27 protein-coding genes and 2 pseudogenes are annotated in these 25,498 nt (G+C 41.5%); 5 read left to right on the top strand and 24 right to left on the bottom strand.

Going from position 1 to position 25,498, the window contains the following annotated elements; translation table 11 throughout:
• Positions 1-1,464: 1,464 nt before the first annotated feature.
• The 14 genes and pseudogenes from I3X05_RS09540 to I3X05_RS09635 all read right to left on the bottom strand — a co-directional run bounded on the left by I3X05_RS09540 (position 1,465) and on the right by I3X05_RS09635 (position 15,292).
• A complete protein-coding gene (locus tag I3X05_RS09540; protein ID WP_193158278.1) occupies positions 1,465-1,767 on the bottom strand; it encodes a type II toxin-antitoxin system RelE/ParE family toxin in 303 nt (100 codons plus the stop codon).
• On the bottom strand, positions 1,755-2,012 hold the full coding sequence (locus I3X05_RS09545) for a type II toxin-antitoxin system Phd/YefM family antitoxin (protein ID WP_045569027.1): 258 nt from the start codon (positions 2,010-2,012) through the stop codon (positions 1,755-1,757). Before I3X05_RS09545 ends, I3X05_RS09540 begins: the two co-directional genes overlap by 13 nt.
• A gap of 1,675 nt (positions 2,013-3,687) precedes the next feature.
• Positions 3,688-4,023 carry a hypothetical protein gene (locus tag I3X05_RS09560; protein ID WP_045568624.1) on the bottom strand — a complete coding sequence of 112 codons (336 nt, stop codon included), beginning with the start codon at positions 4,021-4,023 and terminating at the stop codon, positions 3,688-3,690.
• Positions 4,024-4,620: 597 nt separating this feature from the next.
• Positions 4,621-5,055 carry a GNAT family N-acetyltransferase gene (locus tag I3X05_RS09570; RefSeq protein ID WP_045569241.1) on the bottom strand — a complete coding sequence of 145 codons (435 nt, stop codon included), beginning with the start codon at positions 5,053-5,055 and terminating at the stop codon, positions 4,621-4,623.
• Positions 5,056-5,663: 608 nt separating this feature from the next.
• The gene (locus I3X05_RS09575) at positions 5,664-6,098 is read right to left on the bottom strand and encodes a hypothetical protein (protein WP_045570717.1); all 435 of its coding nucleotides are present in this window, start codon (positions 6,096-6,098) and stop codon (positions 5,664-5,666) included.
• Between the two features lie 86 nt (positions 6,099-6,184).
• On the bottom strand, positions 6,185-7,309 hold the full coding sequence (locus I3X05_RS09580) for an ISAs1 family transposase (RefSeq protein WP_045571304.1): 1,125 nt from the start codon (positions 7,307-7,309) through the stop codon (positions 6,185-6,187).
• 707 nt (positions 7,310-8,016) lie between these two features.
• The gene (locus I3X05_RS09585; RefSeq protein ID WP_045570718.1) at positions 8,017-8,541 is read right to left on the bottom strand and encodes a GNAT family N-acetyltransferase; all 525 of its coding nucleotides are present in this window, start codon (positions 8,539-8,541) and stop codon (positions 8,017-8,019) included.
• Between the two features lie 1,648 nt (positions 8,542-10,189).
• A complete protein-coding gene (locus I3X05_RS09595; RefSeq protein ID WP_029797024.1) occupies positions 10,190-10,510 on the bottom strand; it encodes a DUF2834 domain-containing protein in 321 nt (106 codons plus the stop codon).
• Positions 10,511-10,662: 152 nt separating this feature from the next.
• On the bottom strand, positions 10,663-11,163 hold the full coding sequence (locus tag I3X05_RS09605; RefSeq protein WP_045570719.1) for a hypothetical protein: 501 nt from the start codon (positions 11,161-11,163) through the stop codon (positions 10,663-10,665).
• A 1,135-nt stretch (positions 11,164-12,298) separates the two neighbouring features.
• A complete protein-coding gene (locus tag I3X05_RS09610) occupies positions 12,299-13,105 on the bottom strand; it encodes a Shedu anti-phage system protein SduA domain-containing protein (protein ID WP_193158233.1) in 807 nt (268 codons plus the stop codon).
• A gap of 286 nt (positions 13,106-13,391) precedes the next feature.
• A pseudogene (locus I3X05_RS09615) lies at positions 13,392-13,576 on the bottom strand (hypothetical protein).
• 176 nt (positions 13,577-13,752) lie between these two features.
• Positions 13,753-13,956, bottom strand: a complete 204-nt coding sequence (locus I3X05_RS09620) for a hypothetical protein (protein ID WP_045571655.1) — start codon at positions 13,954-13,956, stop codon at positions 13,753-13,755.
• Positions 13,957-14,658: 702 nt separating this feature from the next.
• The gene (locus tag I3X05_RS09630; protein WP_000071008.1) at positions 14,659-14,973 is read right to left on the bottom strand and encodes a helix-turn-helix domain-containing protein; all 315 of its coding nucleotides are present in this window, start codon (positions 14,971-14,973) and stop codon (positions 14,659-14,661) included.
• Complete coding sequence (locus I3X05_RS09635; RefSeq protein ID WP_000843587.1) at positions 14,960-15,292, bottom strand: type II toxin-antitoxin system RelE family toxin; 333 nt, start codon at positions 15,290-15,292, stop codon at positions 14,960-14,962. The genes I3X05_RS09630 and I3X05_RS09635 overlap by 14 nt, the downstream gene beginning before the upstream one ends.
• A 234-nt stretch (positions 15,293-15,526) precedes the next feature.
• Here I3X05_RS09635 and I3X05_RS09640 point away from each other — a divergent pair, with 234 nt between their 5' ends.
• The 3 genes and pseudogenes from I3X05_RS09640 (at position 15,527) to I3X05_RS09650 (ending at position 17,134) form a co-directional block, all read left to right on the top strand.
• Positions 15,527-15,775: a type II toxin-antitoxin system Phd/YefM family antitoxin gene (locus I3X05_RS09640; protein ID WP_000126952.1), complete on the top strand. Its 249-nt coding sequence runs from the start codon at positions 15,527-15,529 to the stop codon at positions 15,773-15,775.
• A pseudogene (locus tag I3X05_RS09645) lies at positions 15,765-15,872 on the top strand (type II toxin-antitoxin system RelE family toxin); the annotation flags it as partial. The gene I3X05_RS09640 and the pseudogene I3X05_RS09645, both read left to right, overlap by 11 nt.
• A gap of 260 nt (positions 15,873-16,132) precedes the next feature.
• The gene (locus I3X05_RS09650; protein WP_337971166.1) at positions 16,133-17,134 is read left to right on the top strand and encodes an ISL3 family transposase; all 1,002 of its coding nucleotides are present in this window, start codon (positions 16,133-16,135) and stop codon (positions 17,132-17,134) included.
• A gap of 824 nt (positions 17,135-17,958) precedes the next feature.
• Here I3X05_RS09650 and I3X05_RS09660 read toward each other — a convergent pair.
• The 6 genes from I3X05_RS09660 to I3X05_RS09695 all read right to left on the bottom strand — a co-directional run bounded on the left by I3X05_RS09660 (position 17,959) and on the right by I3X05_RS09695 (position 21,807).
• On the bottom strand, positions 17,959-18,468 hold the full coding sequence (locus I3X05_RS09660; protein WP_176314209.1) for a ClbS/DfsB family four-helix bundle protein: 510 nt from the start codon (positions 18,466-18,468) through the stop codon (positions 17,959-17,961).
• Complete coding sequence (locus tag I3X05_RS23790) at positions 18,446-18,841, bottom strand: hypothetical protein (protein WP_425304502.1); 396 nt, start codon at positions 18,839-18,841, stop codon at positions 18,446-18,448. Before I3X05_RS23790 ends, I3X05_RS09660 begins: the two co-directional genes overlap by 23 nt.
• Positions 18,757-18,957 carry a hypothetical protein gene (locus I3X05_RS09670; protein ID WP_337970659.1) on the bottom strand — a complete coding sequence of 67 codons (201 nt, stop codon included), beginning with the start codon at positions 18,955-18,957 and terminating at the stop codon, positions 18,757-18,759. The genes I3X05_RS23790 and I3X05_RS09670 overlap by 85 nt, the downstream gene beginning before the upstream one ends.
• Before the next feature lie 1,559 nt (positions 18,958-20,516).
• Positions 20,517-20,681, bottom strand: coding sequence for a hypothetical protein (locus I3X05_RS09680; RefSeq protein WP_157722376.1), 165 nt, complete (start codon positions 20,679-20,681; stop codon positions 20,517-20,519).
• 58 nt (positions 20,682-20,739) lie between these two features.
• Complete coding sequence (locus tag I3X05_RS09685; protein WP_337970660.1) at positions 20,740-21,294, bottom strand: hypothetical protein; 555 nt, start codon at positions 21,292-21,294, stop codon at positions 20,740-20,742.
• A 210-nt stretch (positions 21,295-21,504) separates the two neighbouring features.
• Positions 21,505-21,807 (bottom strand): hypothetical protein, encoded by a 303-nt coding sequence (locus I3X05_RS09695; protein ID WP_193168296.1) that lies wholly within the window; start codon positions 21,805-21,807, stop codon positions 21,505-21,507.
• 208 nt (positions 21,808-22,015) lie between these two features.
• Between I3X05_RS09695 and I3X05_RS09700 the strand changes: the two genes are divergently transcribed.
• Positions 22,016-22,264 (top strand): type II toxin-antitoxin system Phd/YefM family antitoxin, encoded by a 249-nt coding sequence (locus tag I3X05_RS09700; RefSeq protein WP_045571639.1) that lies wholly within the window; start codon positions 22,016-22,018, stop codon positions 22,262-22,264.
• Positions 22,254-22,544: a type II toxin-antitoxin system RelE family toxin gene (locus I3X05_RS09705; RefSeq protein WP_337970661.1), complete on the top strand. Its 291-nt coding sequence runs from the start codon at positions 22,254-22,256 to the stop codon at positions 22,542-22,544. Before I3X05_RS09700 ends, I3X05_RS09705 begins: the two co-directional genes overlap by 11 nt.
• Before the next feature lie 170 nt (positions 22,545-22,714).
• Here the strand turns inward: I3X05_RS09705 and I3X05_RS09710 are convergent, their stop codons facing one another.
• The 4 genes from I3X05_RS09710 to I3X05_RS09725 form a co-directional block, all read right to left on the bottom strand.
• Complete coding sequence (locus I3X05_RS09710) at positions 22,715-23,092, bottom strand: hypothetical protein (RefSeq protein WP_337970662.1); 378 nt, start codon at positions 23,090-23,092, stop codon at positions 22,715-22,717.
• A gap of 194 nt (positions 23,093-23,286) precedes the next feature.
• The gene (locus I3X05_RS09715; RefSeq protein ID WP_337970663.1) at positions 23,287-23,631 is read right to left on the bottom strand and encodes a hypothetical protein; all 345 of its coding nucleotides are present in this window, start codon (positions 23,629-23,631) and stop codon (positions 23,287-23,289) included.
• A 147-nt stretch (positions 23,632-23,778) separates the two neighbouring features.
• Entirely contained in the window at positions 23,779-24,114 is a 336-nt protein-coding gene (locus tag I3X05_RS09720) for a hypothetical protein (protein ID WP_038964898.1), read from the bottom strand.
• Positions 24,115-24,722: 608 nt separating this feature from the next.
• Positions 24,723-25,364 carry an alanyl-tRNA editing protein gene (locus tag I3X05_RS09725; RefSeq protein ID WP_096036974.1) on the bottom strand — a complete coding sequence of 214 codons (642 nt, stop codon included), beginning with the start codon at positions 25,362-25,364 and terminating at the stop codon, positions 24,723-24,725.
• Positions 25,365-25,498 lie beyond the last annotated feature (134 nt).

Genomic DNA, 25,498 nt, shown 5'->3' on the forward strand with positions numbered 1-25,498 from the left:
CCCGAACCGTAATAAATAAGCCGCCAAAACAAAGCACACCTTTCAGCAACAAACCAAACTTTTGAATCTGAAAAACTCAACGAGCAAAATATTCAGCGAACTCGAAATTCTCGATTAACTTGCCCTTTCCACACTTTGCGCCAGCAAAATTAACAACGCGCCAACGCTAAAACCGAGTGAGGCAACAAAGAATCTTGGCTGTTTTACGGGTTGAATTGACCACGAAATTGGAGCCGAAAATGTTCATTTGCCGACGACACAAAGCGAATGGCCAGAGAAATCCCAAAAGATTAAACCCCTAAATTTACCTGAGTTGCATAACGCCGCGTTAAGGGGTGAGTGCCGCATAGATCAACTTCCCGCAGACCACTTTCACCACCAAAACTCACCGCATACCAAAAATGCCACGCGGCACGAATCCCTCTTTAACGCTTTGTTATGTTTAAGCTTCAAGGGCTTACGTTTTACCAAAACCAAGATTAACTCAGCGTTGACTCACAAACAAAAGCCAAGACCTAAAAAACTGAAATGACTCATAGATTTGAAAAACAGACTTCGAATTTTGGCAGTTAAAGCCCAAAAAACTTGTGGTCAAAACACTGATTGAGCTAGCCGAACCAACCTCGCGCTTACTCGAAAATTGATTGAGGCAATTCTCTGAATTTCCAGCGCCAAAGAATAAATGTCCGGAAAACAGCGCCAAACGAAGCCAACTTGCCGACGTGCACAAAACCAACAAGCCGACGGAGCAAAGAAAAGATACAACCAACTGATTTGACGTGATTAAACATAACGCCGCATTAAGTGGTGAGCGACGCTAAACACCAATGCCTCGACAAACCACTTAAAACGCAAAAACTGAATTTACACTAAAACCGCCAAGCGTTGCGAATCCGTCTTAAATGCTTTGTTATGCAAATTCAATAAGATAAACCAGAAGTTACACCAAATTTGATTAAGAAAACAATCAAAATATTGGTTAAGTGAACCAAGAATCAGCCAAAGCCTGAACCGTGATAAATAAGCCACCAAAACAAAGTCCACCTTTCAGCGACAAACCAAGCTTTTGAATGAGACAAACTCAACAAGCAAGACTTTCAGCAAATGCGAAATGATCGATTAACTTGCCCTTTCCACACTTTTCACCCGCAAAACTGACAACGCGCCAACGCTAAAACCAATTGAGGCAAACAAAGAAAATTGCCTGTTTTACGGTTTGAGTTAACCAAGAATTTGAGGGTAAAAATGCTCATTTGCCGACAGCACAAAACGAATAGCCGGAGAAATTCCAAAAGATTGAACCCCTAAATTTACCTGAGTTGCATAACGCCCAATTAAGGGGTGAGCAACGCTACCACCCAACCTAAAGCATTGTACCGTAAACACTAAAATTGAAGTAGAAGCAAAAATGCCAAGCGTTGGGAATCCCTCTTAAATTGTTTGTTAGCCGATCATTCCCAAAGGTTATTGCTTACTCAACAAGAACTTACGCAAATCTCTCTCTGCACGCATAACAAACAGAATAAACACTTTGTCACCGTCTTGTTTATAGAAAACACGACATGGATTAACGACAACTTCACGATAACTTAAATGTTCTAGTTCGGGTGGAATACGACCTGACTCTGGGAAAGTTTGTAGGCGTTCAACTTTGGAAAAGATCGTTTGTACTAACTGCTTTGCAGCAACAATATTTTCAAGTGCGATGTATTCAGCAATATCGTTGAGGTTAGATAACGCTGGCTCAGTCCAGATTAGTTTAGCCATTTTGACATTTTGTCCTTGGCTTCATCATGACTTATAGCTTTACCGTCAGCTAGTGCGCGTTCACCTCGCGCAATACCCTCAAGAATAGCCAAACGATTTTGCATAAACTCGTAATCATCAACATCAACTAGATACGCGGATGGCTTACCATGCTCGGTAATTAACACTGGTTCTTTGGTGTCGTGGAGATCGGCGAGGATCTTAGTTGCTTGACGTTTAAGTGATGTAACTAGTTCTACTTTCATGAGAGCGGCTCCAAAGGAATACTAAAGTGATACTATTCTATCACTTTGAGTATAGCAAGCTCCATGACGGCTAACGCCCTGCTAAGGGGTGAGCAATGCACTACGAAAGCTACCGCACACCGCCTAAATCACAAAACTCACCGCATGCTAAAAATGCCACGCATTGCGAATCCCGCTTAAGCAGTTTGTTAGCTTAAATTTCAGCACCTTAAGATTTATCAAAGCTGAGATTAACCCGATTTGGGAAACCGACAAACTGCCTGAACTTTGAAACCCGAATTGGCTCAAACTTTGTGGCCTTTCATGCTATTTGGAAACCCGAAAATTTTGATAAATCATTTTCGGAAAACTCAAAGCGAAAGCCAAACTTTCAAAGCGACTTTGCGCCAAGCTGGCTAACCTCGAGCAATCCAAAAATTTAATTGAGGCAACTGCTCGAAACTCACGTTGACAAACAATGCTGATTTTGCCGAGAAACCTGGAAAAATTGTCGATGGAATAAAGAAGAAACCACAAACAACTGATTTTTAATGTTTTAAGCTAACGCCGCGTTAAGGGGTGAGTGCCGCATAAACCAACTTTCCGCAGACCACTTTCACCACCAAAATGACCGCATACCAAAAATGCCACGCGGCACGAATCCCTCTTTAACGCTTTGTTATGTTTAAGCTTCAAGGGCTTACGTTTTACCAAAAACCAAGATTAACCCAGCGTTGACTCATAAACAAAAAGCAAAACCTAAAAAACTGAAATGACTCATAGATTTGAAAAACAGACTTCGAATTTTGGCAATTCAAGCCCGAAAACTTGTGGTCAAAATACCGATTAAGCCAACCGCACCTACCTCGTGCTTACTCGAGAATTGACTGAGGCAACACTCTGAATTTCCAGCACCAAAGAATAAATGTCCAGAAAACAGCGCCAAATGGAGCCAACTTGCCGACAAGCTCAAAACAAACAAGCCGACGGAGCAAAGAAAAGGTGCAACCCACTGATTTTGCCTGATTAAACATAACGCCGCATTAAGTGGTGAGCGACGCTAAACACCGGTGCTTCGACAAACCACTTAAAATACAAAAACTGAATTTACACTAAAACCGCCAAGCGTTGCGAATCCGTCTTAAATGCTTTGTTATGCAAATTCAATAAGATAAACCAGAAGTTACACCAAATTTGATTAAGAAAACAATCAAAATATTGGTTAAGTGAACCAAGAATCAGCCAAAGCCTGAACCGTGATAAATAAGCCACCAAAACAAAGTCCACCTTTCAGCGACAAACCAAGCTTTTGAATGAGAAAAACTCACCGAGCAAGACTTTCAGCAAATGCGAAATGATCGATTAACTTGCCCTTTCCACACTTTGCACCCGCAAAACTGCCAACGCGCCAACGCTAAAACCAATTGAGGCAAACAAAGAAATTTGCCTGTTTTACGGTTTGAGTTAACCAAGAATTTGAGGGTAAAAATGCTCATTTGCCGACAAAACAAATCGAATAGCCGGAGAAATCCCAAAAGATTGAACCCCTAAATTTACCTGAGTTGCATAACGCCGCGTTAAGGGGTGAGTGCAGCATAAACCAACCTTCCGCAGACCATTTTCACCACAAAACTCACTGCAAACCAAAAATGCCACGCGGCATGAATCCCACTTAAACGCTTTGTTATGTTTGTAATCAAAGCGTACACCTTACACTTTTAGAGTAAGAATAAGCAGTCTTGACTTCGTTCGTTTTTATATAGTACTCCATGCGCCTTTTTCGCCATGTACCATCTGGGCCTTTATCTTTTGTTGATTCCGAAACTAAATAACCATACGGGCAAAGCTCTTTAACTTTTTCCTCGAAAACACTATCGATTTCACCGTTAGAACTTGTTAGCTCTTTTTCACTAATAGCTATCAAGGTGTAATCGTTATCATCAACTTCATAACTGAGAACTTCTATTGGTGCTGCCTGACTAGCAGCACACCCAGTCAAAAATACTAAACTCATAAAAACTGAATGTTTCATTTTTATCCTTAAAACATAACGCCGCGTTAAGGGGTGAATGCCGCATAAACCAGCTTTCCGCAGACCACTTTCACCACCAAAACCAACCGCATACCAAAAATGCCACGCGGCATGAATCCCTCTTAAACGCCTTGTTATGTTTAAGACTCGAACGGTTAAGTTTTACGATACCAAGAGCTTAACTCGACTTAACAGTGAAAACCAAAATCAGAAGCTAAAAAACTGAATTAACTCATAAATTTGATTGTACCGATATTGAGTTTTAGCGTGATAAACCGAAAACCGGAGCTCAAACTTTGAAACTAAGATCGCTTCATTCGACTCAAAAACGCACTGAACTTAAATGAGGCAACTCTTTGAATTTTTAGCGTCCACGAATTGGAGTCCAGAAAACAGCGCCCAATGAAGTCAACTTGCCGACAAAACCGAAACTAGAAAGCCAAGAAAAGATGCAAGTAACTGATTTTACGTGATTAAACATAACGCCCGCTTAAGTGGTGAGCAACGCAATACCGATGTTTCCGCACACCACCCTAATCACTTAAATCAACGCATGGTAAAAACGCCACGCGTTGCGAATCCGTCTTAAAGCGTTTGTTATGTGTTTGAACTTAAAGGGATTTCCATTTCCACTAACCCTTTAACTTCAGATGTTCTAACAAAGCCTCTAGACTCATACAGATTGATCGCTGGGTTTTCACTAAACACACGTAGAACTAGCTTAGTGGATTTACGACTGAGTGCATGCCCCACAACTAGATCAAGGCACTTAGCCCCAATTCCTCTACCTTGAAACTCCGGTAAAAGTTGAAAGTCTCTCAGAAAGGTCGTTTCGCCACTATAGCTAAAACGAAGAACACCTACACGGGTTTGGTCTAGGTGAATCTCGTAGTTTTCTAGTTCTTCCCAACTGTTTAGAAACTGATTGTGATCCCAGATAATCCCACGAGTTAGATAATAACTTGCCATATTTATCTTGGTTAAAGACTCTGCGAATAATGGGTCACTACCGATTTTAAGCTGTACTTCCATGCCTTTCCCTCTTGCTACACATAACGCCGCGTTAAGGGGTGAATGCCGCATAAACCAACTTTCTGCAAACCACTTTCACCACCAAAATTCACTGCATACCAAAAATGCCACGCGGCATGAATCCCTCTTGAACGCTTTGTTATGCTTAAGCTTCAATGACTTATGTTTTACCAAACTGAGATTAACTCAGCTTTAACTCACAAACAAAAGCCGAAAACCAAAAAACTGAGATGACTCATAATTTTGAAAATCAGACTTTGAAATTTGGCAGATAAAACCGAAAAACCTAAGATCAAACTTCTGATTGAGCCAACCGCCCTAAACTCGCGCTTGCCCGAAAATTGACTGAGGCAACGCTCTGAATTTCCAGCGCTAAAGAACAAGTGTCCGGAAAACAGCGCCCAATGGAGCCAACTTGCCGACAAACACAAAACTGAAAAGCCAAAGGAACAAAGAAGAACCATAACTCACTGATTTTGCGTGATTAAGCATAACGCCCTGCTAAGGGGTGAGCAATGCACTACGAAAGCTACCGCACACCGCTTTAATCACAAAACCCACCGAATGCTGAAAATGCCACGCATTGCGAATCCCTCTTAAGCAGTTTGTTAGCTGCTTACTGCAGTTTTTGACGCACTAAATTTCTGACTCACCTCTCCCGTAAACATCATTGCCAACAACATACCTTCTAAGATTAGTGCGATATCTCTAAACATGGCTTCCCAGCCATTCATCACTACTGGTCCAAATACTGGATAAAATGGAATAAACGCGACCGTAATTACTACATATAGTGTTCTTGCCCAAGATTTAAATTTCCATAGTCCAAAAGTTGAAATTGGCAATAGCAACAAAACTACCAGCATTGCTAACAGCATGAATATTGCCTTACCTCTAGACATATCTTTATTTTCTACCTGCGCCAAATAGTCTTGTAAAATTGTTGGCAAGGTATCTGACAAGCTGATACCCGCAACCACCCCGATGATTACGAAGATTAGGCCAGCAATTAATACAAATCTAAATAGTGATGTGGAAGACATATTTACTCCTAGGTTATGATTGTTTGTACAGCTAACGCCCGGTTAAGGGGCAGCCAACCACGGCTTGCGCATGAGTTAAATAATTGTTAAGTCCCAAATAACACGTGCTCTCGAAACTCTGTATTTAACGCACATTTTAATTGCCGCCTTTTCAAAGTGCCTTTCATTTCTACTAACTTTATCAAGTTCATGCACATTTGACGTATGCGCGAAAGATTCTCTGCCGCATGCTGATAAGTAATGCGGCTATCATCTTCTCCCATCACACAATCCAGCCACCAATGCATACTCTCTACACCCCAGTGACCACGACACAATTCGCCAAAACTAACCGGCGTCAGTTCCTTCGATGAGATGAAATACCGAATACCAAGACTTCCCGATGATTCACTATTCGACTTCTGGTAAGTTACTGCTATACATAATGTTTTTAAACCTTTCCAATCAACAGCAAAATCACCAAATTCTTGGGTAAATGGGACCGTGATGTAGGTCCTTATCACCTTGCGACCACGTTTACCTGCCTCTTCTTGCTCTACTGCGTGAGACGAATATTCTGCCAATTTCTCAAAAGAAAAATGAGATTGAAAAAGAGCATGTAAACGAGGTTGGTTATCCTTAACGGACATTAAATAGTCACCGCCTCTAAGAACAATATCTTCCGCTATGGCTCTTTGACATCCCATGGCATCTAGGCTGATAACTCGGTCTTCAACTTGGATTAATTTCAATATCTGGGGAATTAACGTGATCTCATTCGATTTTTCATCCGTTTTCAACTGCCCTAGCACAAGGCCAGTATCTACAGAATACGCGTTCACCATATGAGTTAAGCATTTGTTTTTACTATAATCATACGTACCTTTTAATGACTTGCCATCTATGGCAACATGATGGGTCACTAAGGATTTTTCTCGCCGAATATCATTACACCATCGAACGAAACACAATGAAAACTCATCTGGATCAATCAAACCCACTATTCGCGCCAAGGTATCGTGACTAGGCACACCAGAAGAGTAGTCACTAAACTTACGAAACCAGGTTAAATTTTCCTCACCAAAGCCTTCGATTTCATCCCAAGTCTTCATTCCGCACAGCATCGCTGTCACCACCTGGAACATCACTTCGAAGAAATTATAGGTCGATTTTCTTGCCTGACGAGTATCACTCAATATGCTAAAATGCTCTTTAAATTCGCTGTAATCCATATTCGTCTTATCCTGCTTTATTTTTAACAGTATAAGATCACGTCAAGATCGCTAATTCAATCTATTTCTAAAAATTTTATCCCGAAATTCGATAAAAAGGTGCGTCAATAACATGCGCGAACCCTGGGCAGCCAACGCCATTGCCAAGCTTCCGCATAACACCGTAACCACAAAAACCAACGCATGGTAAAAATGCCACGCGTTGGCTGTCCCTCTTGAACCGTTTGTTATGTTTAAGCTTCAATGACTTACGTTTTACCAAAACCAAGATTAACTCAGCTTTGATTCACAAACAAAAGCCAAGACCTAAAAACTGAAACGACTCATAGAATTAAAAAACAACTTCGATTTTCGACTGTTCAAGCCCAAAAACCTGTGTTCAAAATACTGATTGAGCCAACCGTCCTAACCTCGCGCTTGCCCAAAAATTGATTGAGGCAACTCTCTGAATTTCCAGCGCCAAAGAATAATTGTCCGGAAAACTGCGCCCGCTGAAGCCAACTTGCCGATAAACGCGAAACCAAGCCGCCGAGGGAGCAAAGAGAAACCATAAACCACTGACTTTGCGTGATTAAACATAACGCCCTGCTAAGGGGTGAGCAATGCACTGCAAAAGCGACCGCACACCAACTTAATCACAAAACTCACCGCATGCTAAAAGTGCCACGCATTGCGAATCCCTCTTAAGCAGTTTGTTAGGCGAATTTTCAAAGAGTTATGCGCATATCTGCACAATTGAAAAGCCCATCGCCCAAAGTCGGAAACCGTGCATGATTTTTGAGCGTGCCATAATTTGAGAAACCCGACTTTTCTAAAACTCGTATGCTTGCGAGATGCTCAATAAACGGATTGGTTCTTACCTCTTTTACACCCAAACTTTTCATGTATTGCAGACCATACCGGCACAACTCACTTGCAATACCTTGATTACTAAACTGCTTTGATATACCAAAGTGAATTTCAGCATATTGCTCATTAAATATGAAGACAACCAAACCGAACACAAGGTCATCTGGACTCGCAGCAACGCCATAAACACAAACTTTAGGCGCATATTCTGAGTAGGACTTTCGCCATTGCTTAATTTTCGAAAGCGTGGTTTCAACTGTATCGTGAGGCAATGTCGATATGTACTTTGCTGAACTGCTTGAGCCTGAGTACATACTAAACAACGAATGAGCATCAGCCTCTCGAAGCTCTCTGACTCTAAAAATTGTACTTTCGTAGTTCATTACACCTCCATTCGCCTAACGCCGCGTTAAGGGGTGCAGGCACGCAATACAAAAGCTACCGCACAGTGCCGTAACCACCGAACTCAACGCAAACTGAAAATGCCACGCGTGCCAAATCCCACTTAAACGCTTTGTTATGCTTAAGCTTAAACGCCCACATTTTTACCAAAACCAAGATTAACTCGGATAGGATTAGCTAACAAAAGGCAAAACATAGAAAACCGAAATGACTCATAGTTTTGAAAATCGAACCTTGATATTTGGCTGCTAAAACTCAAAAAAACTAAGATCAAATTGTTGATTGAGACAGCCCCCCTAACCTCGCGCTTACTTGAAAATTGACTGAGGCAACTCTCTGAATTTTCAGCGCCCAAGAATAAGTGTCCGAAAAGCAGCACCTACTGAAGCCAACTTGCCGACAAACTCGAAACTAACCAGCCGAGGGAGCAAAGAGAAATATAAACCACTGATTTTAGCTGATTAAGCATAACGCCCGGCTAAGGGGTTGACAACGCACCGCCGAACTCAAAAAACACACAGTAAACACTGAACTTAAATTTTGCACTAAAGCCGCCACGCGTTGGCAATCCCTCTTGAGCCGTTTGTTATGCAAATTCAATGAGATAAACTGAATTTACACGACCCAAAGCCACAATTACAATGGTTGAGTGATTCAAGAACTAACCCAAGCCAGAGCCATGATAAATAAGCCGCCAAAACAAAGTCCACCTTTCAACAACCAACCAAGCTTTTGAATGAGACAAACTCAACAAGCAAGACTTTCAGCAAATGCAAAATGCTCGATTAACTTGCCCTTTCCACACTTTGCGCCCATTGAATTTACAACGCACCAACGCTAAAACTGATTGAGGCAAACAAAGAACCTTGCCTGTTTTACGGTTTGAGTGAACCACGAATCTGAGGGTAAAAGTGCTCATTTGCCGACAACACAAAACGAATGGCCAGAGAAATCTAAAAAGATTGAACCCCTAAATTTCCCTGAGTTGCATAACGCCCGGTTAAGGGGCTGACAACGCAAAACACTGAACTCAAAATAACAACCGTAATCACAAAGGCCGATTTGAACAAAAACCGCCACGCGTTGGCAGTCCCTCTTTAACCGTTTGTTATGCAAATTCAATGAGATAAACTGACTTTACACAACCAAAAGCCACAATTGCAATGGTTGAGTGATTCAAGAATCAACCCAAGCCAGAGCCATGACAAATAAGCTGCCAAAACAAAGCACACCTTTCAACAACAAACCAAGCTTTTGAATGAGACAAACTCAACAAGCAAGGCTTTCAGCAAATGCGAAATACTCGATAAACTTGCCCTTTCCACACTTTGCGCCCGCTAAATTGACAACAAACCAGCACCAAAACTCATTGAGGCAAACAAAGAACCTTGCCTGTTTTACGGTTTAAGTTAACCACGAATTTGAGGGTAAAAAAGCTCATTTGCCGACAACACAAAACAAATGGCCGGAGAAATCCCAAAAGATTGAGTCCTAAATTTACCTGAGTTGCATAACGCTGCGTTAAGGGGTGAATGCCGCACAAACCAACTTCCCGTAGACCACTTTCACCACTAAAACTCACTGCATACCAAAAATGCCACGCGGCATGAATCCCTCTTTAACGCTTTGTTAGGGCTGTGGTTGGAGCGACTGCTTTTCTTTCAAGTAAAGATACAGTGGCAACCCAAACGATACTCCAACTGACAAAGTTCCCAACACAGCAAAATAGCGATACTTCACTTTATGTCTTTGGCCGTCCACCACGATAAAACCTAATAAAGCAATCGCCGCTACCAAAACATCAAGCCAAGCAAAAATACTAATGGGGCTTGCCACCGCTTCACGGAACAAAAGACCAATGTCTAAGCCATTGCTAACTAGCCAAGGAACAAACGCCCCGTATGGGAGCAATATACCCAACAAAGTAAGAACCAGATAAAACCTTACCATTTCGCCATCCTTGCACATTTTTCGTAGTAAACCCTAACGCCGCGTTAAGGGGTGAATGCCGCATAAACCAACTTTCTGCAAACCACTTTCACCACCAAAACTCACCGCATACCGAAAATGCCACGCGGCATGAATCCCTCTTAAACGCCTTGTTATGTGTTTGTTGTGTCGAGTTCATTTCTACACTTAGTTTGCTCGCGAGACACTACTATTAACAATGATTTTGTAAGTTCAAACGCAAGCTCAGACTCTGTTTCACCAAACGCTACGTAGGGGTTGTAGCCATAACTGACTTGGTTTCTAGTGCTAACTTTGTAATCCCGAGACATTGCATCTGAATGGGCGATTGCTATATTACGGCTACTTATTAAGCTCTTATGAAACTCGAGTGATTCACTTGATAACTTGCGCCTCCAGCAATTTAATAAAGCCCCAAACTTGTTACTTACCATATCTTTGTATTCTGGATCCTTTGTATTGGAAGAACCAAACACCCTCCCATAGGCAATTATAAAAGATGATGTTAAAGCCAACTGAATGATAGGCTCTTCGCCGGTTTCATACGATAAGAGCTTTTCTAGGAAATCATGGCAATACAATAAATCATCAAATGCCATAGTAACCCTGTTGAGATAGTGCTCAGATTGTTCCATTTCACCTCACTTACACATAACGCCCGGCTAAGGGGTTGACAACGCATAGCCGAATTCAAAAAACACACTGTAAACACTGAACTTCAATTTTGCACTAAAGTCACCAAGCGTTGGCAATCCCTCTTGAGCCGTTTGTTATGCAAATTCAATAAGATAAACTGACTTTACTCGATCAAAAGCCACGATTGCAATGGTTGAGTGATTCAAGAACCAACCCAAGCAAGAGCCGTGATAAATGAGCCGCCAAAACAACGTCCACCTTTCAGCAACAAACCAAGCTTTTGAGTCAGATAAGTTCAACGAGCTAAAAATTCAGCAAGTGAGAAATGCTCGATTAACTTGCCCTTTCCACACTTTGCGCCCGCTAAATTCACAACAAACCAGCACCAAAACTCATTGAGGCAAACAAAGAACCTTGCCTGTTTTACGGCTTGAGTAAACCACGAATTTTAGGGTAAAAATGCTCATCTGCCGACAACACAAAACGAATGGCCGGAGAAACCTCAAAAGATTGAACCCTTAAATTTACCTGAGTTGCATAACGCCCTGCTAAGGGGTGAGCAATGCACTGCAAAAGCTACCGCACACCAACTTAGTCACAAAACTCACCGCATACTAAAAATGCCACGCATTGCGAATCCCTCTTAAGCAGTTTGTTAGCTTAAATTTCAGCGCCTTAGATTTACCAAGCCTGAGATTAAACCGATTTGGAAAACCAAAAAATCACTTGAGCTTTGAAACCCGAATTGGCTCAAACTTTGTGACCTTTCATGCGATTTGAAAAACCAAAAATTTGATAAATCACTTTCGGAAAACTCAAAGCGAAAGCAAAACTGCCAAAGCGACTTTGCGCCAAACTTACTCACCTCGCTCAACCATAAAACTCAATTGAGGCAACAGCTCAAAAATCGCGTTGGCAAACAATGCTGATTTGCCGACAAACGAAAACGAATGGCCAATGGAAGAAAGAAAAGACCACAACCAATTGATTTTCATTGTTTTAAGCTAACGCCCTGTTAAGGTGTGAGCAACGCAATGCCAAAGCCGCCGCAGACCACCTTAAACACCAAACGCAACGCATAGTAAAAATGCCACGCGTTGCGAATCACTCTTAAACAGTTTGTTAGCCCTGAGGTCAATACGTGCAACTGTCACTAAGTAACTCAACAGCATCGATAAGATTGTCATAGTGAATAAGATGTATTTGATTATTCCTAATACTTTGCCGCTGAATTCTATACGTTTTATCATTAAAATCATCACGCCTGCCAGCGATTACCACATAGTTAATCCTAGACCTGTCGAAATGGCAAAATTCTTCAGGAAGAGGATCGTCCAACTTTTTATGCTTTTTGAAAAACTCTTGAAGAACACTGTAGTTTCGTTCAAGCCAAAATTCCCAGTCTTCGATTTGTGCTTTACCCTTTCGAAAAACTGTTCCCAAGTCGCCATTTAAGGTGGTAACGCTACCATTTGGAGACTCTAACTCAACAAATACGAAGTGCCATCCATCTGAATTTTTGCCCACAAGTAAATAGTCTGCTTTGTATGATGTTCCTAACGGAAATTCACGAAATAAATGAGCAGCATGATGACCAAAGTTATAATATTTTTTAAGTAAAGAACCTATAATGAAGAATGCTGGTTCACTGTTAATATAATTTAAAATATCTCGTTCTCGAACGTCAGACTTATTTAGTAAATCTATAAATCCTTTTAACAGCAATTGAATGTTGTCGGTGTCTTTCAGGTCCATCGTATCAAGATACTGATTCGGAAATAGACTCTGAAAATGCCTAGCCGCTCGCGGGTATTTTGAAAACAGATTTTTCCTAATCTTTACCCTGCTACCAGGGTTAACGATCTCTTCTTGTTTTACTTTTTCCCACTCATCCGTTTCTTCAGGAGTTAAGAATCGGTAGTCTCGATTGTTACTAGTCACATAAATTTCCTAATTTTCGAATAAGGGCTAACGCCGCGTTAAGGGGTGCAGGCACGCACTACAAAAGCTACCGCACAGTGCCGTAACCACTGAACCCAACGCAAACTAAAAATGCCACGCGTGCCAAATCCCACTTAAACGCTTTGTTATGCTTAAGCTTCAATGACTTACGTTTTACAAAAACCAAGAATAACTCAGCGTTGACTCACAGACAAAAGCCAAAAATCAAAAAACTGGAATGACTCATAATTTTGAAAATCAGACATTGAACTTTGGCCGCTAATACTCAAAAACCTAAGATCATATTGCTGATTGAGCCAACCGCCATAACCTCGCGCTTGCCCGAAAATTGACTGAGGCAACGCTCAGAATTTTCGCGCCCAAGAATGGATGTCCAGAAAACAGCGCCCGCTGAAGCCAACTTGCCGACAAACTCAAAACTGAAAAGCCAAAGGAACAAAGAAGAACCATAACCCACTGATTTTACGTGATGAAGCATAACGCCCTGCTAAGGGGTGAGCAATGCACTACAAAAGTTACCGCACACCAACTTAATCACAAAACTCACCGCATGCTGAAAATGCCACGCATTGCGAATCCCTCTTAAGCAGTTTGTTAGGCTTGTGCTGACTGTTAGCAATGAACCCTTAGCTTTGCTGCTTCTTTCTTAGGTACTTGCCACTTTTTTCATAGACCAATGTTAACGCAGCATAAATAGACACAAACAACACTAAGTCTAATGCAGCCAGTTTTACGTTAAATGGATCTGAGAAAATGTTGTATGTGAAACCAAGTTGCGCTTCTACAAATTTCACCAAAACTATCGTTGCAATAAAAACTAATATACCCATCAACTTACCTATCGAAAGTGGCAACAACATTCGTCGAAAATATGATAGCCCCGAACAAAGAAAGAACAAAAATTACGTCATTAATGCGAGTCAGTTAGTGATGTTACCGACTAGCCTAACGCTGCGTTAAGGGGTGAGTGCCGCATAAACCAACCTTCCGCAGACCACCTTCACCACAAAACTCACTGCAAACCCAAAATGCCACGCGGCACGAATCCCACTTGAACGCCTTGTTATGCTTAAGCTTCAATGGGTTACGTTTTTCTGGAAACAAGATTAACTCCGCTTTGATTCACAAACAAAAACCAAAACGTAGAAAACCGAAATGACTCATAGTTTTGAAAATCAGACTTTGAAATTTGGCTGCTAAAGCTCAAAAACCTAAGATCAAATTGCTGATTGAGCCAGCCGCCCTAACCTCGCGCTTACCCGAAAATTGACTGAGGCAACGCTCTGAATTTTCAGCGCCAAAGAATAAGTGTCCGGAAAACAGCGCCCACTGAAGCCAAGTTGCCGATAAGCACAAAAACAATCAGCCTAGGGAACAAAGAAAAACCATAAACCACTGATTTTACGTTATTAAGCATAACGCCCGCTTAAGGGGCAGCCAACGCTACTACTGACTCTCCGCATAACACAGTAACCACGAAAACCAACGCATAGTAAAATGCCATGCGTTGGCTGTCCCTCTTGAAGCGTTTGTTATAGCTCGGCTATGTGTGACAACGTTTCTGGATGACGCTGTACTAACTTTAAAAGAGTGACCGCTTGACCATTTGGCACGCTACGACCTTGTTCCCAGTTTTCTAATGTGCGCGAAGACGTATGAAGTAACCGCGCGAAAACTCCGCGGGACATATTAAACTGCTCGCGAATACTCACGATTTCATCCGGTGAGATGTTCAACTCTCCCACGTCATTCACATGATGTGTTTTCAGCGTAAGCTTACCTTCTGAATGCTGTTTAGCCTCAACAAGAGCTGAGCTTAACTCTGCAAATAAATCACGATTGCTCATTGCGCCACGCCTCCATAAAAGCCATTAGTTGTTTCCTTTGATTTGCATTCAAATCGGACATTTCATTTTTGCCGTAAATGGTTAGCAAATAGAAACGCCTCTTTTCATCGAGAAAGTAATAGATAATCCGTGAACCACCACGCTTTCCCTTACCTTTACTCGCAACTCGAATTTTTCGCAAACCGCCAGTACCTTGAATCACATCACCCAGCTTGGGGTTTAGCATTAGCTCTGCTTGAAAGAGCCTATACTCCTCATCACTGAGATACTCATCTCGGTACTTTTCAAAAATTGTTGATTCGACAAATACACTTTTCATACAGAAAGTGTACGCAACAAGCGTACAGATAGCAAGAACTAGTTCAGATAAGAGCTATAACGCCGCGTTAAGGGGCAGCCAACGCTACTACTAAGCTTCCGCACAACACTGTAATCACAAAAACCAACGCATAATAAAAATGCCACGCGTTGGCTGTCCCTCTTGAACGCCTTGTTATACCGTTCTTATAGCGCTAGAATGACCTTTATAAAGACCACTTAAAGGACTCAATAAATGACCGCTAGAATCTTAGCCGATGTGGCTGCAAGTATTACTGAATTAAAAGCTAATCCTATGAAAGTTGCAACAAGTGCATATGGTGAACCTGTCGCTGTACTTAACCGAAACGAACCTGCTTTTTACTGTGTTCCAGCAAAAGCATACGAAATGATGATGGATCGACTCGATGATCTCGAACTATTAGCTATTGCAAGAGAACGAGAGTCTGAAGAAAGCATTTCGGTAAACATCGATGACCTATAAACTTGATTTCAAAAAGAGCGCCTTAAAAGAATGGAAAAAACTTGGCTCTACACTACAACAGCAATTTAAAAAGAAACGGTTCATCCGGAAAATCGATACCTGAATGGCTTTTCTGATACCATATCGCCAAAAATAGCCAGTTAATGTCAACTTCACTTCTTTACCATCGCTTTGGAATACGCGGCCCTTTCCATTATTGCTCTACAGAGTTTGATGGTGACGCGACCATCTTTCACGTAGCACACAATCCTCATATTAAATGTCCATCATGTCGTAGTCGTGATGTCATAAAAAAAAGGAGGTAAGGTTCGCCGTTTCATCGCTACGCCAATCGGCACTAGCCCCTGTTACATCCAGATAGCAAACCAGCGGATTGAATGCCGAGCTTGTAATACACTCGGGTATTTGCCGCTTAACTTTGTTCCTCGTCCCAAAGTGCGTTACACAAAGGGCTTTGAACAGTATGTTCTCTCGCTGTCAGCATTGAACGTCACCATCAATGCCATTGCCAAGCTATGTGGTGTCTGTTGGGATACAGTGAAAGATATTCAGAAGCATTACCTGCAAAAGCGATACTCTCAACCTTGTCTTAAAAACGTCACTCACATTGGAATTGATGAGATTTACTGTGGCTCAAAAAGTGGCTTCATGACGGTTGTGATTGATATGAAGACAAGTGCCGTCATTTATACAGAGAAAGGAAAGAAGGCCGAAAGCCTTGACGGTTTTTGGAAACGGAAGCTGCGTTGTAAAAAGCCGATTGAAGCCGTCGCCACCGATATGGGACAGGCATACATCTCTTCGGTAAAACAGCACGCCCCGAAGGCGAAGTTGGTCATTGACCGTTTCCACGTGGTGAAGCGTTTTAATGAAAAGCTGACAGAGTTCAGGCGTGAACTACAAAATTCGATGAGTAACAAAAATGACGCTCAATACCTTAAGAATACTCGTTGGTTATTGGTAAGTAATCCCGATAGGTTAGATGAGCAAGGCCAAGCGAGATTGGAGCGAGCACTCGCAGCCAATCAGCCCTTAGCGGTGGTTTATTATTTAAAAGAGAAGTTAAGAATGCTGTGGTCGCAGCCATCAAAGATAGAGGGTGAGAGATGGCTAGAAAGCTGGATAGATGAAGCGAACCACTCAGGCATTGTGATGCTAGAGAAGTTTACTAAGACCCTGAGGAAGCATAAGGATGGGATATTGGCATTTTATGATGAAAGGATGAATAGTGGTCGAGTAGAGGGTGTGAACAACCGAATAAAGACGCTGAACAAAGTCGCCTATGGGTATCGTGATTGGGAATTTTTTGAGTTAAAAATCAAAGCCAGTCATGAGGCGAAGTATCGATTTTCCGGATGAACCGAACTTTGACCGCTAATTCTAAACAAACCTTAGATCAGATTGCTTATTGAGCCAACCGCCTCAACCTCGCGCTTGCCCGAAAATTGATTGAGGCAATTCGCTGAATTTCCAGCGCCAAAGAATAATTGTCCAGAAAACCGCGCCCACTGAAGCCAACTTGCCGAGAAACACCAAACTAAAGAGCCAAGGGAACAAAGAACAATCATAAACCACTGACTTTTGGTGATTAAGCATAACGCCGCGTTAAGGGGTGAATGCCGCATAAACCAAGCTTCCGCAGACCATTTTCACCACAAAAATCACCGCATACCAAGAATGCCACGCGGCATGAATCCCTCTTGAACGCCTTGTTATGCTTAAGCTTCAATGGGTTACGTTTTTATGGAAACAAGATTAACTCGACTTTGAATCAGAAACAAAAGCCAAAACGTAGAAAACCGAAACGACTCGTAGTTTTGAAAATTGCACGTTGAAATTTGGCTGCTAAAACTCAAAAACCTAAGATCAAACTTCTGATTGAGCCAACCGCCCTAAACTCGCGCTTGCCCGAAAATTGACTGAGGCAACGCTCTGAATTTCCAGCGCCAAAGAACAAGTGTCCGGAAAACAGCGCCCAATGGAGCCAACTTGCCGACAAACACAAAACTGAAAAGCCAAAGGAACAAAGAAGAACCATAACTCACTGATTTTGCGTGATTAAGCATAACGCCCAATTAAGGGGTGAACAACGCCTACACCCAACCTAAACATTGTGCCATAAACACTAAAATTGAAGTAGAAGCAAAAATACCAAGCGTTGTGAATCCCTCTTAAATTGCTTGTTATGTGAATTCTCGATTGAAACGCCGAACTTTTGTACGCATATTTTTCATCGGTGATGATGTATTAAACTGAATCATGCGCCCCAACGTCCATTGTTCATACCACGCAACACCATACAAATCATGGTCGCTTAGGCTTGAAATGAGTAAAAGTATCTCGTTAACTGTAGACTCAAGCTCAATGAGTAAATCATCATATTTCCACTCACAGTACTCTTCGTGGAAGCTTTCAGCGAGTGAGCCTAATTGGTTCCATTTATAACCAGTTTCTGGGAAATCAACATGTTGGTTTTGAGATCTTAAGTAATGCCATTTAAGAACGAGTTTTCCCCAACCAATCAAGTAAGCCACTGTATCACTAACGCTAATGACTGTACCTTTGACGTTTCCCTCTACTCCAGGTGTGCGAGCTTTGCTTTCCGGAATTGAACGATAGTCAGCCATGAGTTTCGGAAATATTGAGTTTATAGCTAACTCCAATTCATCCTTATTTCTTGGCACAGAAGACATTTTGACCTCCATTCACATAACGCCGCGTTAAGGGGTGAGTGCCGCACAAACCAACTTTCCGCAGACCACTTTCACCACAAAAATTACCGCATACCAAAAATGCCACGCGGCACGAATCCCTCTTGAACGCTTTGTTATGTTTAAGCTTCAAGGGCTTACGTTTTACCAAAACCAAGATTAACTCAGCGTTGACTCGCAAACAAAAGCCAAGACCTAAAAAACTGAAATGACTCATAGATTTGAAAAACAGACTTCGAATTTTAGCAATGCAAGCCCAAAAAATTGTGGTCAAAATACTGATTGAGCCAACCGCCTTAACCTCGCGCTTGCCCCAAAAATTGATTGAGGCAATTCTCTGAATTTCCAGCGCCAAAGAATAAATGTCCAGAAAACAGCGCCAAACGAAGCCAACTTGCCGACGTGCACAAAACCAACAAGCCGACGGAGCAAAGAAAAGATACAACCCACTGATTTGACGTGATTAAACATAACGCCGCGTTAAGGGGTGAGTGCCGCATAAACCAACTTTCCGCAGACCACTTTCACCACCAAAACCAACCGCATACCAAAAATGCCACGCGGCACAAATCCCTCTTTAACGCTTTGTTATGTTTAAGCTTCAAGGGCTTACGTTTTACCAAAACCAAGATTAACTCGACTTTGATTTACAAACAAAAGCCAAAGCGTAGAAAACTGAAATGACTCATAATTTTGAAAATCAGACTTTGAACTTTGGCAGATAAAACCGAAAAACTAAGATCAAATTTCTGATTGAGCCAGCCGCCCTAACCTCGCGCTTACTCGAAAATTGACTGAGGCAATTCTCTGAATTTCCAGCGCCTAAGAATGAATGTCCGGAAAACAGCGCCAAACGAAACCAACTTGCCGACAAGCACAAAACCAACAAGCCAAGGGAGTAAAGAAAAGATACAACCAACTGATTTTGCGTGATTAAACATAACGCCGCGTTAAGGGGCGCAGGCACGCACTACAAACGTGACCGCATACAACTTAACCACTAAACAAACTGCAAGCCAAAAATGCCACGCGTGCCAAGTCCCTCTTGAACGCCTTGTTATGCTTAAGCTTCAATGACTTACGGTTTACCAAAACCGAGATTAACTCAGCTTTAACTCACAAACAAAAGCCAAAAACCAAAAAACTGAAATGACTCATAATTTTGAAAATCAGACTTTGAACTTTGGCGATAAAACCGAAAAACCTAAGATCAAACTTCTGATTGAGCCAACCGCCCTAACCTCACGCTTGCCCGAAAATTGATTGAGGCAATTCTCTGAATTTCCAGCGCCAAAGAATAAATGTCCAGAAAACAGCGCCAAACGAAGCCAACTTGCCGAAAAACTAGAAACTAACAAGCCGATGGTACAAAGAAAAATCACAAAGCACTGAATTTACGTGATTAAACATAACGCCGCGTTAAGGGGTGCAGGCACGCAATACACAAGTTACCGCACAATGCCGTAACCACCAAACCTAACGCAAACTGAAAATGCCACGCGTGCCAAATCCCACTTGAACGCTTTGTTATGCTTAAGCTTCAATGACTTACGTTTTGATAAAACCAAGATTAACTCGACCTTGATTCACAAGCAAAAGCCAAAACCTAAAAAACGGAAATGACTCATGATTTTGAAAATCAGACTTTGAAATTTGGCTGCTAAAACTTAAAAACCTAAGTTCAATTTGCTGATTGCGCCAACCGCCCTAACCCCGCGCTTACCCGAAAATTGATTGAGGTATTTCTCTGAATTTCCAGCGCCAAAGAAAAAGTGTCCGGAAAATAGCACCCACTGAAGCCAACTTGCCGACAAACTCAAAACTGAAAAGCCAAAGGAACAAAGAAGAACCATAACCCACTGATTTTCGTGATTAAGCATAACGCCGCATTAAGGTGTGACGCACGCTTGGCTACACTTGAGCGAAGCGAAAATGCCAAGCGTAAGGAATCACTCTTAAATGCTTTGTTATATGCTTTTTTGCGCATAAAAAAGCACCGCCTATGCGATGCTTATTGTGTTCAGCTTTCTTTATGCTTTTGGCGGACCAGCGAGTCGACCGTATGTAGCACTAGGAGCTTTAACTTTTAAAGACTTAGCAAATGAAGACTTACTTTTATTTGCATGAGATAGCATACGTTTCAAAGCTTTATCTACACTCAAGTCATTTGTATTTTTCGCTGTTGATGTCAACATAGTTTGCCCCCTTAGTTGCTATAACTATAACCGATCATTCTTTAATTGGGAAGATTAGTTAATCTCCATCCACCACTACTCGTTTAAACAAAGCATTATTACGTGGGTCAAATGGATCTCGTTCATCAAACCCTAACTCACGATAATAATTTATGAGATCATCTTCATCGATTGGGTCCTGTATACCAACCCAATCGGCTTCAATTGCTACAGCAAAGAGTTCGGCACACCTTGAAGCTATTGGAACGACAAAGCCTTTCATCGGATTATCGATCTCTCCACCTTGAACATAATTAATCTTAACAACCAATTTACCTTCGCTAGCTTTACCTAACATCAAACCACATAACTGATCATCATGCCATACAGCTAACTCCAATCGAGCCATATGGTCTCGTCTATACTGGTTGCGAACTATACGCCAATCCCAACCAATCTGACGATTAACCGGAATAACCCATTCGCCTTGAGACAGTAGTGCATCTTCTGTTATTTCCGTCAAATCAACGTGACCGACAAAGTCAGGCTCAAGAAGCTCAAATTCATCTTGAGTTTGAGCTAATGCAGCATTTCTAAGCTGTTGATATTTATTAGCTATAACTCTGTTGCCCATCACTTACTTCCACTTTAACTGATAATTGGAGATAGAATATCACGGTTTGCAATCGTTTTGCATATAACGCCGCGTTAAGGGGTGAATGCCGCATAAACCAACCTTCCGCAGAACACTTTCACCACCAAAAATCACCGCATACCAAAAATGCCACGCGGCATGAATCCCACTTAAACGCCTTGTTATATTGATGCAGGACAAGTCAACTTATTAGTTCAACTGAGATGAAAGCAGCAGTAACGAAAAAATCGCAAAACTGTATCTAAGGTCATTCCTAAGCTTTAGCAGCCTGTTATTATTCAATTGGTCTAAATCTTTACCAAAGAGCATCGGAATCGGAACAAATAAGAACATACCAAAATGGAACACTACAAACGGTGGAGCACCTCTAGATCGCCAATGTTCATTCTCCATTTCACTCCATTCCTCATAAAAGCCCTTGCTAGATTTTATAAGCGGAAACAGTGATACCAACACTGCACAAACCATCAGAGTATTTAATAACTCATTCATATTAGCTCCAAAACTCAAAAAACAATATAACGCCGTGTTAAGTGGTGAGCAGCGCTACCACCAAAACTAAAGACATTGTGCCATAAACACATAAGCAAAACTTTGAACTGAAGCCGCCGAGCGTTGCGAATCCGTCTTAAACACCTTGTTATACCGCTTGCTTGCAACTAAAATGACCAAGTTAAAGACCGCTTTAAGGAGCTTTTAAATGACTGCTAGAATATTAGCTGATGTTGCTGCAAGTATTACTGAGTTTAAAGCAAACCCGATGAAGGTTGCTTCAAGTGCTTATGGTGAACCAGTAGCCGTGCTAAACCGAAATGAGCCAGCATTTTACTGTGTGCCAGCTGCCGCATACGAAATGATGATGGACAAACTTGAAGATATTGAGCTACTTGCTATAGCAAAAGAACGCGAGTCTGAATCAAGCATTTCGGTGAGCATCGATGACTTATAATCTTGAATTTAAAAGTAGCGCACTTAAAGAGTGGAAAAAACTCGGCGCTACTTTGCAACAGCAATTTAAGAAAAAACTGATTGAGCGTTTAGCTAACCCACATGTTCCTGCATCCAAATTATCCGGGTCAGAGAACATGTATAAGATCAAATTACGCCAATCTGGCTATCGCTTAGTATACAAAGTGCAAGACCACGTAGTTATTGTTACCGTTTTAGCCGTAGGTAAACGTGAACGTAGCGATGTATACAGAAAAGCGATGACAAGGCTCAACGACTGATTGCGGTATAACGCCCTGCTAAGGGGTGAGCAATGCACTACAAAAGCTACCGCACACCAACTTAATCACAAAACCCACCGCATGCTGAAAATGCCACGCATTGCGAATCCCTCTTAAGCAGTTTGTTATAAGCGTCTAAAAGTTTTTACCGAAACTATTAAGGAGTGTTTCTATAAACTTATTGGCCTTGTGAAAAATGTATTGGATAATTTTCTTCTTGAGTCAGTATACTTGTTCATAGCTTCTAGCCACTTATCTTGATCTGGATTAATGACCAGATAGTCAATATATGCCGTTAGCAAGTCAATCACATTACAAAAATATAAATAAGAAATTCGGTTTGCCCCTTCACAGTTCAAAAAACCAGAAATATACGTTACTTCTTTATATTCAAATATTTGCTTATGAAACGTAGCCATAAAATCTATTTGTAACCTAAGCTCTCCTATTTCATCACGTAGAAGTGAAACTTCCTTTGATGTAAGCCCCAGATGACTTTCACTTAGTTCAAAAGCTAGCTCAAGTGAATTAGCCAGATCACTTTGCAACTCTCCAATTTTTTTAGTGTTGTCTTCAATTATTCTCTTATAAAGCTCAAAGCGCTCAGACTCCTTACTATCAGCATCCGAAAAACCATCTGAAATACAGTTACTCAGCGCTGTAACATTATTGTCAGCAGATTTATATTCTGTACCATTAGGAGTAGACGCAAAGATATCAGGTGTCGGCTGGCAAATGTTGTCTAAGTGTTTTTTAACTTGCGAAGTTGTATTCTGGAATTTACAGCAGCATCTATATATTTATCAAAGGAGATTTGTTGCCTCCAATTGTTTGCAGAGTCTTGGGCTGCTTTCGCAGCTTGAGCTGAAGAGCGAGCAGCAAAACCAGTTGCTATAGCTGCTACAGATGTTGAAATCCCAGCTATCCATGCCCCCGCATTGGCAATACTTTGTTGCCCCCAATCAATTGAGAGCCACCATACAAAGAAACCATCTATCGGGTTAAAGATCAATAGCCCTAAAATAAGCCCAAGGCACAAAGGAAAACTGAATGAGAGAAATGCACTAATTTTTTTATCTGAACTCATAACATACCACTAAGCTTATAACGCCGCGTTAAGGGGTGAGTGCCGCCTAAACCTGCTCTCCGCAAACCACTTTCACCACCAAAATCACCGCATACCAAAAATGCCACGCGGCACGAATCCCACTTGAACGCTTTGTTATGTTTGTAATCAAAGCGTACAACTTACACTTTTAGAGTAAGAATGAGCAATTTTGACATTGTTCACTCTTATATAGTGCTCCATACGCCTTCTTAGCGATGTAGCGTCATGGCCTTTATCTTCTGTTGGTTCCGAAACTAAATAACCATGTGGGCAAAGCTCATTAATTTTTTCCACGAAAATACTATCAATTTCAACATTTGAACTTGTTAGATTCTTTTCACTAATAGCTATCAATGTGTAATGGTTATCATCAACTTCATAACTGAGAACTTCTATTGGTGCTGCCTGACTAGCGGCACACCCAGTCAAAAATACTAAACTCATAAAAACTGATTGTTTCATTTTTATCCTTAAAACATAACGCCGCGTTAAGGGGTGCAGGCACGCAATACAAAAGCTACCGCACAATGCCGTAACCACCAAACCTAACGCAAACTGAAAATGCCACGCGTGCCAAATCCCACTTGAACGCTTTGTTATGCTTAAGCTTCAATGACTTACGTTTTGATAAAACCAAGATTAACTCGACCTTGATTCACAAGCAAAAGCCAAAACCTAAAAAACGGAAATGACTCATGATTTTGAAAATCAGACTTTGAAATTTGGCTGCTAAAACTTAAAAACCTAAGTTCAATTTGCTGATTGCGCCAACCGCCCTAACCCCGCGCTTACCCGAAAATTGATTGAGGTATTTCTCTGAATTTCCAGCGCCAAAGAAAAAGTGTCCGGAAAATAGCGCCCACTGAAGCCAACTTGCCGACAAACTCAAAACTGAAAAGCCAAAGGAACAAAGAAGAACCATAACCCACTGATTTTGCGTGATTAAGCATAACGCCCAATTAAGTGGTGAGCAACGCACTGGCCAAGCCGCTGCATTACACCGTAAACACTTTACCTGACGCATAGTAAAACTGCCACGCGTTGAGAATCCACTTAAATTGTTTGTTAACTTACGATCGCAAGGCTATTTCTACCCTTTCTTTCCCTTTACCGATATTCTTACGCTTTAGTTGAACTTGGCCAACTTCTGATGTGCGCTTTAAATGAGTACCACAACAAGCTACCTGCGAAAAACCGTGTACTTTCCAATACCTTTTTTCATTCGCTTTATCAGAAAAATCACTAATGATTACTGAGTCAGAATCGATCAGCTTTTGGGCTTCAGTTTCCATTTCTTTCAACAACGGACTAATACTTTCCGGCCACTCAAAATCGATACGACTCTTATTTTCAGAAATATGAGCACCAATCTTTACAATCCCTTTGTGTCGCTGATAAAACATCTTCAAGACCACTTCAGCTGCAAAGTGCAGCTTCATTAAGGCATATCTACGCTCCCAGTCAATGCGCGTTATGACTGTATCACCAGGAATAAAATTTGGAGGATATTTCAACGTGTAAATAAGTCGAGTGCCTACTTTGCGTGCAAGCAATACAGGAATACCGTTAATCGTACCTCTATCGCTTTCTTGACCACCAGACTCCGCATAGAAAATCGTTTGGCTTAATTCAACGTTACTACTATCTACACAAGTTACCGTTGAACTAAGTTCTGTTTGGTAGGGATTAGCCCAAAATACTTTTTCGCACATACTACTATCCTTGCAGTAAACCAATCTCGAGATAGTACCCTAAGCAATAACCAAGTCAATTCGATAGACTAGTAAGTTAACGCTCTGTTAAGGGGTGAGCAACGCAATACCGAAGCCGCAGCAAACCACCTTAA

Source organism: Vibrio navarrensis (assembly GCF_015767675.1).
GTDB lineage: Bacteria > Pseudomonadota > Gammaproteobacteria > Enterobacterales > Vibrionaceae > Vibrio.

Coding starts and splice junctions, on each gene's coding strand:
- I3X05_RS09540 (WP_193158278.1), bottom strand. CDS start 1,767: ATGGCTAAACTAATCTGGACTGAGCCAGCGTTATCTAACCTCAACGAT.
- I3X05_RS09545 (WP_045569027.1), bottom strand. CDS start 2,012: ATGAAAGTAGAACTAGTTACATCACTTAAACGTCAAGCAACTAAGATC.
- I3X05_RS09560 (WP_045568624.1), bottom strand. CDS start 4,023: ATGAAACATTCAGTTTTTATGAGTTTAGTATTTTTGACTGGGTGTGCT.
- I3X05_RS09570 (WP_045569241.1), bottom strand. CDS start 5,055: ATGGAAGTACAGCTTAAAATCGGTAGTGACCCATTATTCGCAGAGTCT.
- I3X05_RS09575 (WP_045570717.1), bottom strand. CDS start 6,098: ATGTCTTCCACATCACTATTTAGATTTGTATTAATTGCTGGCCTAATC.
- I3X05_RS09580 (WP_045571304.1), bottom strand. CDS start 7,309: ATGGATTACAGCGAATTTAAAGAGCATTTTAGCATATTGAGTGATACT.
- I3X05_RS09585 (WP_045570718.1), bottom strand. CDS start 8,541: ATGAACTACGAAAGTACAATTTTTAGAGTCAGAGAGCTTCGAGAGGCT.
- I3X05_RS09595 (WP_029797024.1), bottom strand. CDS start 10,510: ATGGTAAGGTTTTATCTGGTTCTTACTTTGTTGGGTATATTGCTCCCA.
- I3X05_RS09605 (WP_045570719.1), bottom strand. CDS start 11,163: ATGGAACAATCTGAGCACTATCTCAACAGGGTTACTATGGCATTTGAT.
- I3X05_RS09620 (WP_045571655.1), bottom strand. CDS start 13,956: ATGGGTATATTAGTTTTTATTGCAACGATAGTTTTGGTGAAATTTGTA.
- I3X05_RS09630 (WP_000071008.1), bottom strand. CDS start 14,973: ATGAGCAATCGTGATTTATTTGCAGAGTTAAGCTCAGCTCTTGTTGAG.
- I3X05_RS09635 (WP_000843587.1), bottom strand. CDS start 15,292: ATGAAAAGTGTATTTGTCGAATCAACAATTTTTGAAAAGTACCGAGAT.
- I3X05_RS09640 (WP_000126952.1), top strand. CDS start 15,527: ATGACCGCTAGAATCTTAGCCGATGTGGCTGCAAGTATTACTGAATTA.
- I3X05_RS09660 (WP_176314209.1), bottom strand. CDS start 18,468: ATGTCTTCTGTGCCAAGAAATAAGGATGAATTGGAGTTAGCTATAAAC.
- I3X05_RS09670 (WP_337970659.1), bottom strand. CDS start 18,957: ATGTTTAATCACGTCAAATCAGTGGGTTGTATCTTTTCTTTGCTCCGT.
- I3X05_RS09680 (WP_157722376.1), bottom strand. CDS start 20,681: ATGTTGACATCAACAGCGAAAAATACAAATGACTTGAGTGTAGATAAA.
- I3X05_RS09685 (WP_337970660.1), bottom strand. CDS start 21,294: ATGGGCAACAGAGTTATAGCTAATAAATATCAACAGCTTAGAAATGCT.
- I3X05_RS09695 (WP_193168296.1), bottom strand. CDS start 21,807: ATGAATGAGTTATTAAATACTCTGATGGTTTGTGCAGTGTTGGTATCA.
- I3X05_RS09700 (WP_045571639.1), top strand. CDS start 22,016: ATGACTGCTAGAATATTAGCTGATGTTGCTGCAAGTATTACTGAGTTT.
- I3X05_RS09705 (WP_337970661.1), top strand. CDS start 22,254: ATGACTTATAATCTTGAATTTAAAAGTAGCGCACTTAAAGAGTGGAAA.
- I3X05_RS09715 (WP_337970663.1), bottom strand. CDS start 23,631: ATGAGTTCAGATAAAAAAATTAGTGCATTTCTCTCATTCAGTTTTCCT.
- I3X05_RS09720 (WP_038964898.1), bottom strand. CDS start 24,114: ATGAAACAATCAGTTTTTATGAGTTTAGTATTTTTGACTGGGTGTGCC.
- I3X05_RS09725 (WP_096036974.1), bottom strand. CDS start 25,364: ATGTGCGAAAAAGTATTTTGGGCTAATCCCTACCAAACAGAACTTAGT.